Genomic DNA, 17,998 nt, shown 5'->3' with positions numbered 1-17,998 from the left:
CCATGTTAAGCCGGACGGCAGAATCGTTTTACTGGATCGGGCGCTCGGTGGAGCGGGCCGAATATACGGCCAGGTTCGTGGATGTGCATTTTCATTTGCTGACGGAGATTGCGACCCAGGAAGACCAGGCCAATATTTGGACTCGATATTTGGAAGACACCGGTGAACTGGAAGCCTATACCAAAATTTTTGGGGAAGTTCGGACCAGACCGGTTATGGAATTTGTCACGCTCTGCCGGGACAATCCGAATTCGCTGACGAATCTGATTGCGGCCGCCAGAAACAGCGCACGCGGGATCCAGGATCAGTTATCCAGCGAAGTCTGGCATTTTATGAATGATTTCTATCTCAGCCTCAAGGGAAAGACCGAACTTGAACTGTGGTCGGATACACACGATTTGCTCAGATATGTGCGGAATACCTGCTACACGTTGGACGGGGTTGTCGGCAGCACGATGGTCCACGATGAGGGATGGAATTTTTACCGGTTGGGACTGAATATTGAACGGGGTGGACGGACCGCTCGACTCATTGATATTCCTGTCCTCAGTGATCCTACCACGGAACCCAGGAGGATTTCCGAATACCATCAGTGTTTAGCCGCGTTGAAATCGGCCAGTGCCTTCGAGGCCTATCGGAAATTTTATTCCACACAGTTGGTGCCGAAACGAATCGTTGAATTTCTCCTTTTTCATGATAAATTCCCTCGATCGGTCCGGTATACGACGGCGCAAATCAGTAAAGTCGTGGAACGGTTGGCGGGAAGTAGTCGAAGGGCAGAAACCCGTCAGGCGATCAGATTAAGTGGGGCCTTGGCGGCGGATCTGGAATTCGGCAGCTTGCAAGAGGTGTATTCCACAGGCTTGTCGCAATTCCTAACCCAGGTGCTTGAGCATTTTGACCAGCTTTCAAACCTGATCGCGTTGGCCTTTTTTCGCACGAGTGGTTATTCCACCGTTTCTCAATCCCAATCTCAAACCGTATAAAAGCAGTTCCCCTTGGGGAGAGGACCTTGAATCTCCCTTGAGAATTCCCGATAGCCTCTTCTGTTCTCTGTTGTAGTCCAGGTCGAACTGGGGTAAGCTTTCTCCGTTTCCTTTACAAGGCCTTGCCACTCTCTTATATAGGCCAATAGCGAATCATTGGTATTCGTGTTGTTCCCCCAGAATCTCACCACACCATGTCTGATTTATCTGTCCTGTTGGTGATCCCTCCTCTGACTCAACTCAATACGCCATATCCGTCCACGGCCTATTTGACCGGGTTCTTGCGGTCACAAGGGTATCGCACGCATCAGGCTGATGTGGGCATTGAAATGGTGTTGGCCCTCTTCTCACGTGGTGGCCTGAGCCGGGTCTTTGCCGAACTCCGGAAGACTTCCATTGACGAACTGCCTGGTGAGGCGCGGCAAATGCTGAGTCTGGAGCGGGCGTATGTCGAGACGATTAATCCGGTGATTAGCTTTTTGCAAGGTCGAAATCCTACCTTGGCTCCGCGCATTTGTCAGGGCACTTTTCTTCCCCAAGGTCCACGCTTTTCCTTAAAGGGTTCAGAAAATCAAGATGGGCAACATCGTGCATACAATCAAGCCGACCAGGCCAAGCATCTGGCAACCTTGTATCTTGAAGATCTTGCCGACCTGGTTCAGGCCACCATTACCCCCCACTTTGCATTGAGCCGCTATGCCGAATCCATTGCCATGCAGGCGAATTCCTATGATCGTCTAGAGGAAGCCTTGGCCCAATCCATGAGTCTCACTGACGAGTGGATGGTGGACGCGCTCTGGCGGCACGTGGATCGGCATCAACCCGGTGTCGTCGGATTTTCTGTGCCGTTTCCCGGCAATTTGTACGGCGCGCTTCGGATGGGTCAAGAATTGCGGGTTAAAAGGCCGGAAATCAAAGTCGTGCTTGGGGGAGGATACCCCAATACGGAGTTGCGCCGGATACGGGACCCTCGACTGTTTGAAGTCGTTGATTTCGTGACCCTTGACGATGGGGAGCGGCCCTTCCTCTGTCTGTTGGAATACCTGGAAGGAAAACGGAGAGAGCCCGATCTGTGCCGGACCTTTCTTCGTTCAGGGCAAAATGTCGTTTGGCAGAATGGAGCCAGGGAGCCGGACGTTTCGCAGGTCGAAGTGGGAACCCCGACGTATGACGGATTGTCTCTCAATCAGTATATTTCCGTGCTGGATACCTTGAATCCCATGCATCGGCTCTGGTCCGATGGACATTGGAATAAATTAACGGTGGCGCATGGGTGTTACTGGAAGCAATGTACATTCTGCGATGTGGGGCTGGATTACATCGGCCGGTATGAAGTCTCACCCGGCGAAATGTTGGTGGATCGGATCGAAGCCCTGATCGCCGAAACAGGACGTTGCGGGTTTCACTTCGTGGATGAGGCCGCTCCGCCGGCGGGCTTAAAAAATCTGGCGCTATCTCTGCTCGAACGGGAGGTCACCATTTCCTGGTGGGGAAACGTCCGGTTTGAACCGGCGTTTACGCCCGACCTCTGCCGTCTGCTCGCTTCCTCCGGCTGCATCGCCTTGAGCGCCGGTTTGGAAGCGGCGTGCGATCGTCTGCTGGCCTTGGTTAAAAAAGGTATTACCGTCGACCAGACGGTTCGGGTGGTTCAGGCCTGCCGGGACGCGGAGATTCTGGTGCATGCCTATCTCATGTATGGAATTCCCAGTGAGACGATCGGGGAAACCATTGAAAGCCTCGAACGGGTACGCCAATTATTTGCGCATGACCTCATTCAATCAGCCTTCTGGCATCGGTTTACCACCACCGCCCATAGTCCGATCGGCTTAGAGCCTCAAGCCTATGGCATTCATCTCATCGGACCGGCATTCGGAGGGTTCGCGGAAAATGATCTGGTTCATGTGGATGAGCTGGCATCCATGCCGGAATGGATCGGGGAGGGTCTGAGAGCGGCGCTTTGGCATTACAAGGAGGGGTTGGAATTGACCCGGGATGTCCGTGAATGGTTTCCGGAGCGGGTCCCGAAACCAAAGGTTAAACGCACCTGGGTCAAGCAGATCTTGGAGAGCGAAGAGCGGGAGGATCATTCCAGGTTAGAGCGGAAATTCGTCTGGATCGGCGGGCAGCCGGATGTTGATCGAGGAAGTGGCGAACAATACAAAATTATTTTGCCGAACCGAACGACGGATGAAGAAGTGAGGCTGAAGCGAGGCCAAGGGGAATGGTTTCTGAATCTGATCGAGCGTGCCGTGCCCGTGCACCAAGCCGGTGGACATCGGTATCCTATTTATAAAGAAGTTCGGGCGGGCTTTCCGTTTGGCGGACCAAAGGGGTTTGATCGGTGGTGGCAGTCCGCTTCTGCCCACAAAGCCAGAGCCGTCGGCCTCCTGTTGGTGTAAGCTGGAAGTAGTCTCTTTGGTCATACCGGATATCTTTCATCGGGAATCCAGCATTAGTCTTGTTCTCTCCTTCCGGTTGCTACCCGGGCTCCTTTTACAAAAAGCTCCAGGAGAGAGTGCAAGCCTGCTGATATGGCTGAGCTTGATCCTGTAACGGCATTTCCATTCAGACCTCTCACGAGTTATAAGTAGGAGCCACATTTTTCGTTTTCATAGATTCATTTACCAAAAGGAGTAGGAGCGATGACCACAGCACAGTATCCACGCAGTCCAAAAGAACAAGTCGGCGGGCTTTGCCATCTCGGACGGTTCATCGACAAAGTCCGGATGCGGAACGCCGGGCAGATTCAAGACTACAATTATCTCACCGTCGGCTTCGATAAATATTTGTTAGATAAATTGGAAATCAAAGGAGAGGATTTCGAAAAGCGCGTGCTGCAAGGCGGGACGGACGCAGAGATTGCCGACTGGGTGAAATCTAACGGGAAAAGCCTGAGCGATGCGGAAAAAGCGGAATGGAATGACATGGTGCTGACATTCGGTCCGAAAGCTCCAATGGCGCAGAAAGCTTTCGACGAGTATAAAGCCGGTCTGGCGAAAAAACGTGGTGTGTCGGTGGAGTCCCTTTCCCATATCACCACGTGGTTCAGTCTCATCGAACACGACGAAGGCCGGATGTAACCGGACAACCCTTTCAGATTTTTATGCGGGCATTAGGGGCCCGATAGGTGTGGAACTCAATAGATCTACAGGGGGATTTTCGGCGGACCGGAAATATCTTCGAAGGAGAGAATGTGGCGGTGGCCTTTTCCGTCGTCCTGAACAATCAGTTCCAGAGGCAGGCCTTTCGAAAGATTTGACAGTTTTTCCCATTGCTCGGAATCCCGGGGTTGGACCGCTAAGGTGGCATCCCCGGGGACGAGCTTCCATCCTGAGTCAAACAACGGTCTTTCATCTGAGCGTTGTTCCCAATTTAACCAGAGTGTCTGCCGGTCCTTTTCGATATATCGGACGGTGCCCCGGATACCCGTGGGTTGAGAAAAATTGGTAATCCCTTTTATAAAGGTGTCCAGAGGGTGAGGTTCAGTTTCGAGCTGTGCCTGAGCGGTGACAGCCGTCAATCCCAATGCCAGACATGCGGCAAAGCTTAAGAGAAGGAGACCAGCAAATGGTGAGAAGCGTCGTGTCGTCATGGGTAACCTCACAGGTGAGAGGAAGAATGACATCTCCGACTGTTTAATTTAATCATAAGCAGAGACGATTCACAAATGCCGAGATATTTCTGGCTGACTTGAATGGAGAAAGAAATGTTTTTTAAAATCAGGACTTTTAAGCTAGAATGTTAGATGGTTGGGGGTATAAAGCAAGATGGTGATTCCCGTAGGTCCAAAGAATGTGCAGATGTAGAAAGTCTACGATAGCTATAAGGCCGAGAGCGTTAAGAAGCTTGTGATCTCAGTCGATCAGCTTCCCAAAATGACCTCCTGGTTTGAAATCATCGAATACGACGAAGGCTGGATGTAACAAATAGCATGGATTTAATAAAAAGATAGCCTTTGAGAAAGTAGGAAGGCCAAAACCCATGAATGATTCGCTTGACCAAATTGGACAAGAGGAGAAACATGCAACGCTTTCTTCCGAAACTCTAGAGGGCATAATTTCGTCACATCAAAAATGGCTTGAATCAGAAGGGAAGGTCGGTGAAAGAGCAAATCTCAGTGGTGTAAATTTAAAATATGCTGATTTAAGTGGAAAAAATTTGCGCTCAGCAGTTTTAGAGGGAGCAAATCTTAAATTTGCACGGTTGAGTGGTACTAACTTAATGGATTCAAATTTGGAAAACGCTGACCTTTCAGAAGTCATTGGTCTTTTGGAAGAACAGCTTGGCGGAAGTAATTTAAGGGCTGCTAAGCTTCCCACTCATATTTCCAAATTTGAAAGCCTTAGTCGAACCACTGATTTAATAAAGAATGCTAAACAATTAAACCTAACTATAATTTTGGCATGTATGTATTCTTGGTTGACCATTGCCGCAACTACAGATGGTCGATTGTTAACCAATTTAACTTCCTCCCCTCTCCCCATTATTCAAACCGAAATCCCAATCGCAGGATTTTTTTGGGTAACCCCTTTCCTCTTGCTTTGTCTTTATTTTTGGTTTCACGTTAGCTTGCAAGAATGTTGGAAGAGTCTTTCGCAGTTGCCAGCTGTCTTTCCGGATGGGAAAAATCTGGATGAAAAAATTCATCCATGGATAACAATAGGGCTTTTACGCAAACACTACGCTTTAATTAAAGAAGACTCCCAATACTTTTTATGGATAAATTCATGGTTGAAGTTTGGAATTCCTATAATTCTTGCTTGGTATTTGGTTCCCATAACTATTTTTATTTTTTGGGAGCGTTATCTAAGTAGTCGGGATAAAGTTGGAATTAGTTTACTTGCTGGGTGGTTAATATTTGCAATTTCATTTGGTTTATATACCTATTGGCTAGCAATATCTACACTTCGCCATAACCCTTCTTTATTCTTAGGTTGGAAAAATATCATGCATTTTATCGTTATGTATGTTTTAGTTACGGCAATCAGTTTGATGGCTTTTGGAGAAAGACGTATTGGTCTTTATCACTTATTTAATAACTATGCATTCCTGGTTGAAGAGGAATTATCTATTAAGCCTGGTAATTGGGATGGCAAGGAAATTTCTCTGGTAAAGGGAGCTAATCTCGCAGCAAAAGATTTACAGAATGCCTTGGCTCAAAAGGCCTTTTTTGTGCAGGCTGACCTAAGACAAGCAAATCTTCGGGGAGCCAAAATTGCTGGGGCTAATTTTCAGAATGCCAATCTTATAGGTGCCAACCTTGAAAATGTCGATGCTGGGTGGGGTGAAGAAGATAATGATATTTATATTGATACCGAAGCCCTAATTAGGGGAATGATAATGTTCAATAACTTAACAAAATCTAATTCTGAAAATTTGGAAAACCAAGATTTTGAAAAGAAAATTAGAATGTCGTTAAATTTCAAATATGATTTAGGAGCAAACTTTAAAAATGCCAATTTGTTAGGAGCCAATTTGCAGGGATCTGTACTGGTGTTTTCTAATTTTCAGGGAGCGGATTTGGGTAGTGCAAAAATTTTAAAGGGGGATCTTAGATATTCCGATTTTACTCATGCATACCTTCAGCGCACAAATTTTAAAAATGCCTTGCTTCACGGGAGTAATTTTGAGGGTGCCCATCTTTTGGGGGTAAACTTTGAACAAGCAAAACTTGTTGGGGCGAACTTAAAAAAGGCAGAATTCTACCATCACTCCCCAATGCCTAAATTTGATTTCGAGAAAGGAAAGGTAGATAAAAGATTAGTGTACGAGTTGAATGAGGAAATTTGGAAAGGAGGGGAAGAATTTCCCTTTTCTGCAGGAAATCTCAGAGAGGCTGATCTTCAATTTTCCGATATGAGGGAAGGTGACTTTTCTCTAACTGACTTTTATAAGGCAAATCTTTCACATGCTAATTTGGAAAATGCAAGCTTTTATAAAGCAAATTTGGAAGATTGTATATTAAAAAGAGCTAAAGTTAAGAACGCCAATTTTCTATTTGCACGGCTACATGGAGCGGATCTTAGCGAAGTGGAAGGTCTGACACAAAAACAAATAAATGCGGCCTGTTTAAACGAGGCGACCATACTTCCAGATGATCTTCAATGGCCAGAACCTTGTGCGGGAGATACAGATTAAATTTAATTTTTTATCCAGCCGTAGGCGTGGTGGCTGGGGGATGGGTCTTCTTCGAGATACGCCATTTTGATGTGGCTGAGATAATCCTTCGGGACATCCTTCCGTTGGGCTTCGACATCTACCTTAAACAGTTTAGCCGCATTGAGCCCAAAGACTTTCGCTTTGAGATCCTTGGTCAGGGCCGGGTAGTGGAACTTTTCCTGGAGTTCTTCTGGAATTTGAAACCGCCGGAAGGCTTCGATCTGCCATTGGGGCGTGCCATACCAAATTGAATCCGTTCCCCAGAGAAGATGATCATCTCCGAACACCATAAGAACCTGTCCGAGCAGGTGGGCGCAGACGATGGGTTCGGTGATAACGAGTTGCCCGAAGGTGGAGCCCAGTTCCATATACACATTATTGAGCTTCGGTTGCTTCTGTTTTAAACGGCAGAATTCGCTGGTCCAGGGAATCTCACCTTTTTTGGCCTCGTCAAGATTGATACGAGATGTGCCTAGAAATCCGGAATGGTAGATCAGGAAATTCAGTTTGGGGAAATCTTTCGCGGCCTGCAGGATGTCGCGGGGATGATTGTAATCGGGCACCGGGCCAAGCGGCAGGCCTTTGTGCGCGCAAACGTTGGTGATGTTAAGGGCCTGCGCTTTTTCCAGCATGGGGTAGGCGATCTTTTCATCGCTCAGCCACCAGCCGTGCTCGAAGCCTTTCGGCGGCGAGCCGGTGTAACACTTCCAGGCATCGACCTTGAACGTCTCCGCTTGCTGGTCCATATAATCAAGGTCGACCTTGCCTAACTGGGGCATGACCAGTCCATGGGCGAGCATGCGTTGGGAAGCGGTGAGACGATTAATTTCATCACGGATATGCGTCATTTCTTTGGGCGGGACGACGGCTTCCCATGGATAGGGTCCAGGCGGGGTGCTGATGAGTCCGATAGAAGTGTCGCTGTCCAGAAAGACTTCTTTGATGTAGTTTTCCAGGCTCAGGTCTTCCATCGTTCCACGATCGCCGGAGAGCTTGGGATTCAGACCCATCTCTTTTGCCCGCCGTCGCAGGCCCAGGAGTCCCTCTTTCCAGCCCGGCTGGGTGAAGGAGGAACTGACGTAGTGCGTTTGCACATCGAAGATGAACGGGATATTTCCCTTGCGTGCCTGAACCGCTTGGGGTTCCGCTGCTTCAACGTCAAGCACATCAAAGAATTTCCCAAACACCTGATTCATGGCCAAAAAAGCCAGTGCCATTCCACCGGTGGTTTTGAGGAAATCCCGCCGGTTTATTCCGAGGCGGCTGCTCAGCCGTTGGCTGCTTTGGTGGATCAACCACTCGACCTGGCTTTGTTTGATGGACTGTGGGGGCGGAAGAAATTCTTCGCTGGAGACGACCTGCGTGGGCAGGGGTGAGGCCGAGGTGTATCCTTGCTGAATGTTGAGGGGTTTTCGATGCCTCATATGATCAATTCTGCCTGTTATAGGGCGCCGAAGGCAAACCCCGCAGAGGTGAATGGCGGCAGCGGTGCAGAAATTATTTCGACCCGAATTCAAACATCTTAATCAACGGTTTTTCCTCTCGTTCGATCATATCATAATCGGATAAGTTCCCCGGCTGGTATCGAGGGAACAGCTCAATGGTTCGTCGGGAGGGGGATGTTTTTGATTCCGTGGATTGTGGCGTTCGCCAGCCAACGGGAGGAGGCGGAGGTGGTAATCGCCAGTCCCGTTTCTCCTCTTGTGGAATCCTCCATCGGTTGGATTCGAGGAGGTTTTCCGAGAGAGGAGATCGATACGAGTCTTCATCCGGGAGCGACAGCTGGGTGCCGGATTGTTCAAGGGCAGCCGCTGCGAGCAGAGCCGGAAGGAGTAGAAGCATGCCCATCAATCCTAAGGAGAAAGAGGGTTGTCCCTCGACAGGAAACCGTTCTGCACTCGTCATGGGTTCGTGCCCACATGCTTTCTCCACTCGACTCCTTCGAACCAGTATTTGTGAGCGGAGTCCAACCAGGTATCGGCGTTATGGCTGATAATCCACGCGTTGAGAAAGTGAATGAAGTCAGGGTCTCCCTTGTTGACCGCAAACCCCGTCTTGGTCTCGAGCAACGGTTTCGATAATGGTTCATCCACGGTTTTGGGATGTTCCAGGGCCACAAAGGTCGTAATGGGCTCATGCTCGACGTAGCCATGTACCTTTCCGCTTGTGAGAGCCTGTATGGCATCCTGACTGGAGGGGAAGGTTTTAATTGTGGCTTTGGGAAATACTCGACGGGCAAGATCTTCCGCCACGGTACCGGTCACGGCGGTGATGGTGACCTTCGGTTGATTCAGGTCCTGGGGGCCACGAAAAGTTTTCGTTAACGGAATATTGGTGACCAGTCCGATCCCGGCAGAATCATAGGGGTCGCTGAAGTTGACTTTTAGTGCACGTTGCGGGGTAATGACCATGCCGGCCGTAATAATATCGATCTTCCGATCCAAGAGAGCCGGCACAATATTCTGCCATTCAAAGACATGAAACTCTGCTTGGACTCCGAGGTCTTTGGCTAATTGACGGGCGATATCGATTTCAAAGCCCGTTAATTGGTCATTGCTGTCTTTGAGGGTCCAGGGGGGGAACAACGAGACACCCACTCGTAATTTCTTGTTCTCAATCACATGTTGGAGTGTGCCGGGTTGGCTGTCAGGAGATGGGCTTGATGAGGATTTGGTGGGGGACTCCGCCCGGGCTGTTGGCAGAATGATGAGGGACCAGCAGAGGACGGCTGCGAAACAATTCAGTAGAGTGCGACAAGACCGTTGGTGTGTGTGCATTATGACCGCCATGGTTGTGGTTCGCGTTTGTGAAAGAAGGCACTGTACCATAGGGCTTCTATCCCTGAAAGTAGGTGGATAGCAGTTTGCAGTTGAATGGTAACCAAAAGCAGAAGGGGTCATGATGGCGGGAGGGACATATGAAATTTAAAGGCTTTACGAGCTGGATTTTTTTGTTGGTAATACTTTGTTTGGTCAATGTCGTATCAGCCGAGCCTGTGTTGCAACCGTGGACCAAAAATCCCTGGTATTGGAGTGATCACGGAGAACCGGTGTTACTGTTGGGGGGGAGTGATGACGACAGTCTGTTTCAATGGCCGGAAAAAGATCTTCTTGCGCAGCTTGATCGGTTGGTGGCCGCTGGTGGCAATGTCATCCGGAACACGATGAGCAGCCGACAGGATCGGGGTTTTGAGGTCTTCCCGTTTAAACAGATGAATGATGGCCAGTATGATTTGGAGCAGTGGAATGACGAGTACTGGGGGCGCTTCGACCGGATGCTGCGGGAAACGGCCAATCGCGGCATCATTGTGCAAATCGAGATCTGGGACCCTTTTGACTACATGGGCGACACCTGGCACATTCAGCCGTACAACTCGCGGAATAATATCAATTACACAGCCGAAATATCCGGACTGGCGGAGCGTTATACCGAAACCCCATATCAAAACAAACAACCGTTTTTCTTTACGACGCCAAGGCAGCGAAACAACCGCGTGGTTTTGCGGTACCAGCAGCGATTTGTCGATAAGATGCTGGACTATACTTTGCGATATGGGCATGTGCTCTATTGCATGGACAACGAAACAAATGGTGAGGAAGAATGGAGCCGTTACTGGGCGACATACCTTAAGCATCGCGCGGACAAGGAAGACAAACGGATTTTTGTCACCGAGATGTGGGGGAATAAGGATGTGACCGCCGAGATCCACCGGCGAACGTTCGATCATCCTGAGGTTTACGATTTCGTCGACGTGTCGCAGAACAATCACCAGAGCGGACAAAAGCATTGGGACCAATTTCTCCGTACGCGGCATTACCTCGCTACACATCCGAGACCCATCAATATGACCAAGACCTATGGTGCCACCGGTAACCGATTCGGCAACGACCAGGACGGGATCGAACGCTTTTGGCGGAATCTGTTGGCCGGTGCCGCATCCATTCGTTTCCATCGTCCCACGGCAGGGCTGGGACTCAATGACAAGGCTGTGGCCAATATTCGTGGGGCGAGAAAGCTGGAGTCGCACATACCATTGTGGACCCTGGAACCTGCACACGATCTGCTCATAGACCCCAAACCAAATCACGCGTATCTGTCTGCCGACACGGGCCATGCCTTCGCCCTCTACCTGCCCGTTGGCGGTGGAGTGCGAATCGATTTGTCCGGCACAACAGAGCCATTGGTGGTCCGTTGGATCGAAATTGCCACAGGTGAATGGGGACCCGAACAACCTCTGCAAGGGGGCGGGAAAGCCGATCTGACGTCTCCAGGTTCCGGCAATTGGGCGGCGGCAATTACCCGGGAACGTCCTGGGAGAACTGACTGAGTAAGCTGATTGAGCAACGGTGTCCCGAGCGGATGTCGTTGTTCTAGACAATGCGGCACACTTGAAGGACGTGAATCCACTTAATCCGAAGAAGAGGGCATAGATGAAGCGAGCATTAGCTATATTGGGAACGGGCTCCGATGTGGGAAAAAGTCTGGTCACGGCGGGCTTGTGTCGTTTATTGCATCGTGCTGGAGTCAGAGTGGCGCCGTTTAAAGCACAAAATATGTCGCTGAATTCCTTTGTCACGACGGATGGAGGAGAGATGGGAAGGGCTCAAGTGCTTCAGGCTCAGGCCTGTGGGTTGGCTCCGCATGTGGACATGAATCCGATTTTGTTGAAGCCGGAAGCCGACGCTAAATCTCAAGTGATTATTCAAGGACAAGTGTGGCGAAGTCAGAATGCCCGGGATTATTTCGAGCGGAAATCCAACTTGTTTGAATTTGTGAAGGGGAGTTTTGACCGGCTGTCCAAGCAGTATGACGTGATGGTGATTGAAGGGGCGGGGAGTGCCGCAGAGATGAATCTGCGGGATCGCGATATTGTGAACTGGCCGATGGTCGAGATGGCCGATGCGGCAGTCGTGTTGGTGGCGGATATCGATCGGGGGGGCGTGTTTGCGCAAGTCATCGGAACGATGGATTTATTAGCGTCGGAAGAACGGAAGCGGGTGATCGGGGTTGTCATTAATAAATTTCGAGGGGATCTGACGTTGTTTGAAGATGGTGTCACCATCATAGAAGAACGCACGGGCGTCCCGGTGATAGGCGTGTTGCCGTATCTACGGAATCTGGAATTGGATCAAGAGGACAGCGTAGATATTGATCGATTGCGAAAGACGTCTTTTGAAGCAGATACCGTCAATATCGCAGTGGTGTTGCTGCCTCATATGAGTAACTTCACGGATTTCAATCAGGTGGCTGTGGAACCGGATGTGGCGCTTCGTTTTGTGACGTCACCCCAGGAGCTTTATGGAGCGGATGCCGTTATTCTGCCGGGAAGCAAAACGACGATTGCCGATTTGGAATATCTGCGGAAGGTTGGATTCGAAGAGGCGCTTATGGCGCATGTCCAACGTGGAAACGAGATGATGGGTGTCTGTGGGGGATTTCAGATGCTAGGCAAAGAAATCACGGATCCACAGCATGTGGAAACCGGCGGTTCGACGAAAGGACTAGGGTTGCTGGAGGTCGAGACTGAATTGCTTGCTCATAAAAAAACCGTGCAAGTCCGTGCCCGTTCCTTACCGGAGTCTTGGGGGCATGAATATCTGGTTGAAGGGTATGAAATTCATATGGGGGACACGAGGACGGCGAACCCCATTCCATCCTGCTTTCGGATTCTTACTGGTCAGGTGCCACGTTCTGTTGATGAGACAGGATCAAGGGTCGATGGAGCGATGAGTCTGGACGGGCGCGTCTGGGGGACCTACATTCATGGGGTCTTTGACCAACCGGAATTTCGTCGTCAATGGTTGAATCGGGCGCGGGTTCGCAAAGGTCTCGCGCCACTTGGCTTGGAAATTTCAGAGGAGGTTTCACAGCGAATGTCACAGGCCTTGAACCGTTGGGCTGACCACTTAGAGGCCCATCTTGATGTGAATGTCATTTTTTCGGCATTGGGGTTAGCCGGTTCTTCCCCAGACCGGCCCCACACATCGAAATGAAAAGGTGTTGATTTTTTTAGAAGCCTGTCCTACTCAGATCAGATCCGGGTATGGGGTATAATAAAGACCGATGAGGTACGATCAAAAATTTTTATGGAAACTTGATGAGCCGGGGCCCGGCAATCATAAATCAGCTTGGCCTAGAAGGCCTGGGAGTTGGTGGGCATTGGCGAAAGAGGTGTGGGCGGCCTCATGCGAAGACGATGTGTTTGGACGGGCGGCACAGCTCGGGTTCTATTTTTTGTTGGCATTATTCCCAGCCATGTTGGGAGTGACGGCACTCATTGGCATGTTACCTAGACAGGTGGTCGTGCCCAATGTCATGCCATACGCCCGGGAAGTGCTTCCCGCAGAATCCCTGGTCCTGGTTGAACGCTATGTCGAACAGATGATTCAGGGCAGTGGGGGGGGACTGTTTTCCCTGAGTCTGCTCGGTTCACTGTGGGCGGCTTCCTGGGGAATGATGGCGATTATTAATACCTTAAATGCTGTCTATGGGGTAAAAGAAACCCGACCGATTTGGAAAGCCGGGATGACTGCTGTCTTGCTGACGCTCGGAGCTGCGGTGTTTTTTATTACGTCGTTAATCTTGATCCTGGCCGGTGAAGAGGTAAGTCAATGGGTAACAGCGGTGACGGGCTTGGAGTGGTGGTCAACGCTAGGCTGGCCCCTGTTGCAGTGGCCGATCATTGTGGTTCTTATGCTGATGGCTATTAACCTGGTTTACTATTGGGCGCCGAACAGCGCTCATGAATGGCAGTGGATGAAGCCGGGCTCCATGCTTGCGGTTTTTCTATGGATTATCCTATCCCTGGGGCTGAAATTTTATGTGGAGAATTTCATTAATTACAACGCGGTCTATGGACCCATTACGGGAGTGATTATCCTGATGATGTGGCTGTATGTCGGTGGTTTGACCCTTTTGATAGGAGGAGAGCTTAACTTCATCCTCCAACGTCCTGACACCATGAAAGGATCTGTTTCGTCAGGAAACTGACCCGTGAGTCTATGCATCTTTGCATCCACCACCGCTTGCATCCTGATGCGCAGGGCGGGGCGTCGTTATGGGCGAGCTGGTATGGAATCCCCTAATCGTGAGCCGGTTAAGTCCAGGAGCTTCGTTTAAGGTGGGGGTGGATTGCAAAGGCCGGTTTGGGGGGATCGTTAAAACAGACAACCTCGCGCCGGCGACAATCCCTGAAATGCGATTTCTTGACAAAGCGGCTCCGTCCCTCCTACATTCTCCAAAAACATATGCGGAATGAAGGATGGGAAGCAGGTGCAATTCCCGCGCGGTCCCGCCGCTGTAACTGAGGACGAACCCGCGAAAGCCACTGTCCGGATCTGGTCGTGATATTCGGATGGGAAGGCGCGGATAGTAGGTTACTCACTCAGGAGCCAGAATACCTCATTCGTTCCAAGACCAATGTTCCCTCGTGGGCTGGGGAAGTGGTGAGGATGAAGAATCGGGTGCAATCCTCAAGGTTGTGTAAGCCTTGGGGATTTTTTATTTTGAGCCTCTGTGTTCGCCATATGGTCTTGGGATTCGTGGCCTGGTGGGCGATTTTTCACTGCGCGTTTTCGAGTGATGTGGTGTTGGCCTTTGAGGGAGAGACGATGAAACGGCGCCAACAGGGTATTTTAACGGGTATGCCCTTCATGGCCAATGTGGCTCCACGCACGTTTGTCGATGATCTTGGCCGAAAGCTCTATCTGGCCAAAATCCCTCAGCGTATTGTCTCCCTTGCCCCAAGTGTTACGGAAATTCTGTTTGCCATCGGGTTGAATGAGGAAGTTGTGGGGGTGACCGAATTCTGCGATTTCCCTCCCGAAGCCTTGACCAAGCCGAAGGTGGGTTATGCCACTCCCAATCTTGAGAGTATTGTGAGTCTGCAACCCCAACTGGTCTTGGCGCCTCGATCGTTCCTGCGTGTGGACCTTCTCAATAAATTGGAACAATTGAAGATTCCCACCTTTATTTTTGACCCGCATACGGTTGAAGACATTTTTGCCCACATTCAGTTGTTGGGGCGCATGGTCGGCCATTCTGAAGAAGCCAATGCCCAGGCGGCCCTCATGCGGAAGCAATTAAGCCACTTATCAAATCGATTGGCGGACCTGCCTCGCCCCTCATTGTTGTATGTCTTGAACTCCGAACCTTTGATCACCGTGGGCCCCGGTAGTTTTATTCACCGCCTCATTGAACTGGCGGGTGGCAGAAATGCGGCGGATCAGGCGAGCGCACCGTATCCGCGTCTGACCATGGAAGAAGTCTTGCGACAAAATCCCGATATCCTCCTCTTTCCGTCCGGTCGGCAGGAAGGGATTCCTCAGTCTGAGCAGGAAGCCTGGCGACGGTGGACAACGCTTTCCGCAGTCCAACACGGCAAGTTGTTTCAAGTGGACAGCGACCTCCTGAATCGTCCCGGCCCACGAATTATTGAAGGGCTGAAGGAATTAGTGAAGATCCTGCATCCGGAGGTCAATCAGGATGAAATGTCGAATTGAAACCTCCCGCCTGGATCATCATGATTCGGCAATGGAGCACGTCATCCTATTTCCGCTTCTGAATCGGTTACGCAGTCGTGTTTAGCGATTCAAGGAAGAAAACCCTGGTGGTGAAACCCATGGCAAAAGTTCCGCCATTCACCATTTCCCCACCTTCAAAAGTGTCGAGTAAGTGGGGGCAGGAATCATCGCCCTTGCCATTCGCGATATCATCATTGCCCACCCTGACGATCCGGGGCTGGCTCGTGTCTGTGGGTATTTCGTTGGTATTGGCTGTCTTGGCACTTCTCCTCTGTCTGGGTTTTGGGACCGAACCGATTCCCTTCTCACGGATCTGGTCCATTCTGGTTGGGACACTGCCTGGGGCCGAGCCCAGTCGTGCCGGGACAGATCCGACAACGGTCATTCTGCTTCAGGTTCGCCTGCCACGGCTGCTATTGGCATTTTTCGTTGGGGGTAGTCTGGCAATGGTCGGCGTCGCACTACAGGCCTTGTTGCGAAATCCCCTGGCCGATCCGTTTATCATCGGGATCTCCAGCGGAGCGGCGTTAGGGGCGGCGATTGCGCTGTTGTTTGGCGTGGGAATTTCTGTCCTGAGTGTGTCGGCTTTGCCGGTATGTGCCTTTGCCGGGGCGTTACTGTCTTTGGTGATCATGTATCGGATTTCATCCGTGGGGTTTGGCTTTTCGATTTATACGTTATTGTTGGCCGGGGTTGTGCTGAATGCGATTTTTTCCGCATTCATCATGTTTCTGACCAGTGTGGCTGATCCCAATCGGGCTTTCGGGATGTATGCCTGGTTGATGGGATCGTTAACCGGTCCTGATTATCCCACACTTGGTGTCCTGGCATTGTATCTTGGAACGGGTTTGATGATTTTGGCGACGCAAGCGCAATCGTTGAATCTTCTGACCCTTGGCGAGGAAACGGCCCGATCCTTAGGGGTGGAAGTTGAGCGAGTCAAAAAACTGGTGTTTGTTGCCGCGGCGCTTCTGACCGGGGCGGTGGTGAGTTTTAGCGGGATCATCGGGTTTGTGGGGCTGATCGTGCCGCATGCCGTCCGCCTGGTTTTGAGTGCAGATCATCGTCTTTTACTCCCGGCTGCGGGATTTGTGGGAGGCATGTTTCTGATGTTGGCTGATACTGTGGCGCGGACAGCCCTGAGTCCAAGTGAATTTCCTGTCGGTGTGGTGACGGCACTGGTGGGGGGACCGGTGTTTTTATACCTACTCACCACTCGTAACCTGCGGGTGGGGATGTGATGATGGACTCCGGAAATGTACTCCCTGGACCGGCGTATGCTCTTCGAGACGTGACCTTTGGCTATGGCACCCGTTTCCGTGATCACTCGGAGCCGGTATTGAAGGCCGTCACATGCTCGATCGATTCCGGAAAAATCCTTGGAATTCTTGGCCCCAATGGTTCCGGAAAAAGTACGTTACTGAAGCTCCTCGCGAAAGTTTTCCATCCCCGGTCCGGTACGATTGAGTTGTTCGGGAATCCCCTTTCCGTTCTGTCCCAGGCTGAGGTGGCCAGGCGAGTGGCGTTGGTTCCGCAGGAGACCATGCAGATTTTCCCCTTTACCATCGCTGAGATGGTTCTGATGGGACGATTTCCTCATCATCGGGGGTGGGGTGGCTGGCATTGGGAGGATTCTGATGACTGGCAAATTGCGCATCAGGCTATGGAAGACCTGGATGTCACGCACCTGGGGTCCAGGCTGGTCACGGATGTGTCGGGAGGTGAACGTCAGCGGGCGGTGATTGCCCGTGCCCTTACTCAGGAGCCTCAGATATTGCTCTTGGACGAGCCGACCGCTTTTTTGGACTTGCACCATCAGTTGGATATTGCACGAATTCTTCGGCGGCTCAATAAGGAGCGTGCCCTCACGGTGATACTGGTGTCTCATGATTTGAATCTGGCGAGTCAATACTGTGATCGACTGATGTTGTTACACCATGGACAGATTGTGAAGGTTGGATCTCCTTTAGAAGTCCTGCGTCCTGACCTGTTGGAATCGGTGTACGGGTGCCCGGTTCTTATCGATGGCCATCCTCAATCAGGATTACCCCGGGTGTCCTTGCCTGTGTAAGCGAGTGGACCATTGCCGTGTGTTGTGTGTGGGTATCGGTATTAATCATTTAATAAAGGAGTAGGGTATTTAGAGGAAAAACGACGGTTGTGACGGGGAAGCTGGTGTAAGTCCAGCACGGTGCCGCCACTGTAAGCGGGGAGTATTTCTGCAAGAGTCCATTGTGGACAGGGTGTCCATGAGAAGGCGCAGAAACGCGATGATCCGCAAGTCAGGATACCCGACGATCAGTCTCTTCCATAAGACCCCTTCGTGCGAAA

The 17,998-nt window shown here is 50.7% G+C and carries 14 protein-coding genes and 2 riboswitches; of the genes, 10 read left to right on the top strand and 4 right to left on the bottom strand.

Annotated elements, in window-relative coordinates:
• Positions 1 to 2: 2 nt before the first annotated feature.
• From LX98_RS11425 to LX98_RS11415, 3 genes are all read left to right on the top strand, one after another.
• Complete coding sequence (locus LX98_RS11425; protein WP_496429017.1) at positions 3 to 986, top strand: alpha-E domain-containing protein; 984 nt, start codon at positions 3 to 5, stop codon at positions 984 to 986.
• A gap of 194 nt (positions 987 to 1,180) precedes the next feature.
• Positions 1,181 to 3,385 carry a radical SAM protein gene (locus LX98_RS11420; protein WP_496429016.1) on the top strand — a complete coding sequence of 735 codons (2,205 nt, stop codon included), beginning with the start codon at positions 1,181 to 1,183 and terminating at the stop codon, positions 3,383 to 3,385.
• A gap of 243 nt (positions 3,386 to 3,628) precedes the next feature.
• Complete coding sequence (locus tag LX98_RS11415) at positions 3,629 to 4,066, top strand: DUF5069 domain-containing protein (RefSeq protein ID WP_496429015.1); 438 nt, start codon at positions 3,629 to 3,631, stop codon at positions 4,064 to 4,066.
• A 65-nt stretch (positions 4,067 to 4,131) separates the two neighbouring features.
• Here LX98_RS11415 and LX98_RS11410 read toward each other — a convergent pair whose 3' ends face one another.
• A complete protein-coding gene (locus tag LX98_RS11410) occupies positions 4,132 to 4,578 on the bottom strand; it encodes a hypothetical protein (RefSeq protein ID WP_496429014.1) in 447 nt (148 codons plus the stop codon).
• Between the two features lie 389 nt (positions 4,579 to 4,967).
• Between LX98_RS11410 and LX98_RS11405 the strand changes: the two genes are divergently transcribed.
• Positions 4,968 to 7,124, top strand: a complete 2,157-nt coding sequence (locus LX98_RS11405; protein WP_496429013.1) for a pentapeptide repeat-containing protein — start codon at positions 4,968 to 4,970, stop codon at positions 7,122 to 7,124.
• A gap of 2 nt (positions 7,125 to 7,126) precedes the next feature.
• On the opposite strand, the gene LX98_RS11400 is transcribed toward LX98_RS11405, so the two are convergent.
• From LX98_RS11400 to LX98_RS11390, 3 genes are all read right to left on the bottom strand, one after another.
• Positions 7,127 to 8,440 (bottom strand): amidohydrolase family protein, encoded by a 1,314-nt coding sequence (locus LX98_RS11400; RefSeq protein ID WP_496429012.1) that lies wholly within the window; start codon positions 8,438 to 8,440, stop codon positions 7,127 to 7,129.
• A 202-nt stretch (positions 8,441 to 8,642) separates the two neighbouring features.
• Positions 8,643 to 8,987, bottom strand: coding sequence for a hypothetical protein (locus LX98_RS11395; protein ID WP_496429011.1), 345 nt, complete (start codon positions 8,985 to 8,987; stop codon positions 8,643 to 8,645).
• Positions 8,988 to 9,046: 59 nt separating this feature from the next.
• The gene (locus LX98_RS11390; protein ID WP_496429010.1) at positions 9,047 to 9,922 is read right to left on the bottom strand and encodes a transporter substrate-binding domain-containing protein; all 876 of its coding nucleotides are present in this window, start codon (positions 9,920 to 9,922) and stop codon (positions 9,047 to 9,049) included.
• 140 nt (positions 9,923 to 10,062) lie between these two features.
• Here LX98_RS11390 and LX98_RS11385 point away from each other — a divergent pair, with 140 nt between their 5' ends.
• The 6 genes from LX98_RS11385 to LX98_RS11360 all read left to right on the top strand — a co-directional run bounded on the left by LX98_RS11385 (position 10,063) and on the right by LX98_RS11360 (position 17,738).
• Positions 10,063 to 11,472 (top strand): hypothetical protein, encoded by a 1,410-nt coding sequence (locus LX98_RS11385; RefSeq protein ID WP_496429009.1) that lies wholly within the window; start codon positions 10,063 to 10,065, stop codon positions 11,470 to 11,472.
• A 103-nt stretch (positions 11,473 to 11,575) separates the two neighbouring features.
• Positions 11,576 to 13,138 carry a cobyric acid synthase gene (locus tag LX98_RS11380; RefSeq protein WP_496429008.1) on the top strand — a complete coding sequence of 521 codons (1,563 nt, stop codon included), beginning with the start codon at positions 11,576 to 11,578 and terminating at the stop codon, positions 13,136 to 13,138.
• Between the two features lie 166 nt (positions 13,139 to 13,304).
• Positions 13,305 to 14,135, top strand: coding sequence for a YhjD/YihY/BrkB family envelope integrity protein (locus LX98_RS11375; RefSeq protein ID WP_496429007.1), 831 nt, complete (start codon positions 13,305 to 13,307; stop codon positions 14,133 to 14,135).
• A 273-nt stretch (positions 14,136 to 14,408) separates the two neighbouring features.
• A riboswitch (cobalamin riboswitch) is annotated at positions 14,409 to 14,546 on the top strand.
• 50 nt (positions 14,547 to 14,596) lie between these two features.
• Positions 14,597 to 15,646 carry a helical backbone metal receptor gene (locus LX98_RS11370; protein WP_496429006.1) on the top strand — a complete coding sequence of 350 codons (1,050 nt, stop codon included), beginning with the start codon at positions 14,597 to 14,599 and terminating at the stop codon, positions 15,644 to 15,646.
• Positions 15,647 to 15,765: 119 nt separating this feature from the next.
• Positions 15,766 to 16,908 (top strand): iron chelate uptake ABC transporter family permease subunit, encoded by a 1,143-nt coding sequence (locus tag LX98_RS11365; protein WP_496429005.1) that lies wholly within the window; start codon positions 15,766 to 15,768, stop codon positions 16,906 to 16,908.
• The gene (locus LX98_RS11360; protein WP_496429004.1) at positions 16,908 to 17,738 is read left to right on the top strand and encodes an ATP-binding cassette domain-containing protein; all 831 of its coding nucleotides are present in this window, start codon (positions 16,908 to 16,910) and stop codon (positions 17,736 to 17,738) included. The genes LX98_RS11365 and LX98_RS11360 overlap by 1 nt, the downstream gene beginning before the upstream one ends.
• Before the next feature lie 50 nt (positions 17,739 to 17,788).
• A riboswitch (cobalamin riboswitch) is annotated at positions 17,789 to 17,980 on the top strand.
• Positions 17,981 to 17,998 lie beyond the last annotated feature (18 nt).

The organism is Nitrospira marina, assembly GCF_059568365.1.
This window is presented reverse-complemented; position numbering and strand designations above follow the sequence as displayed.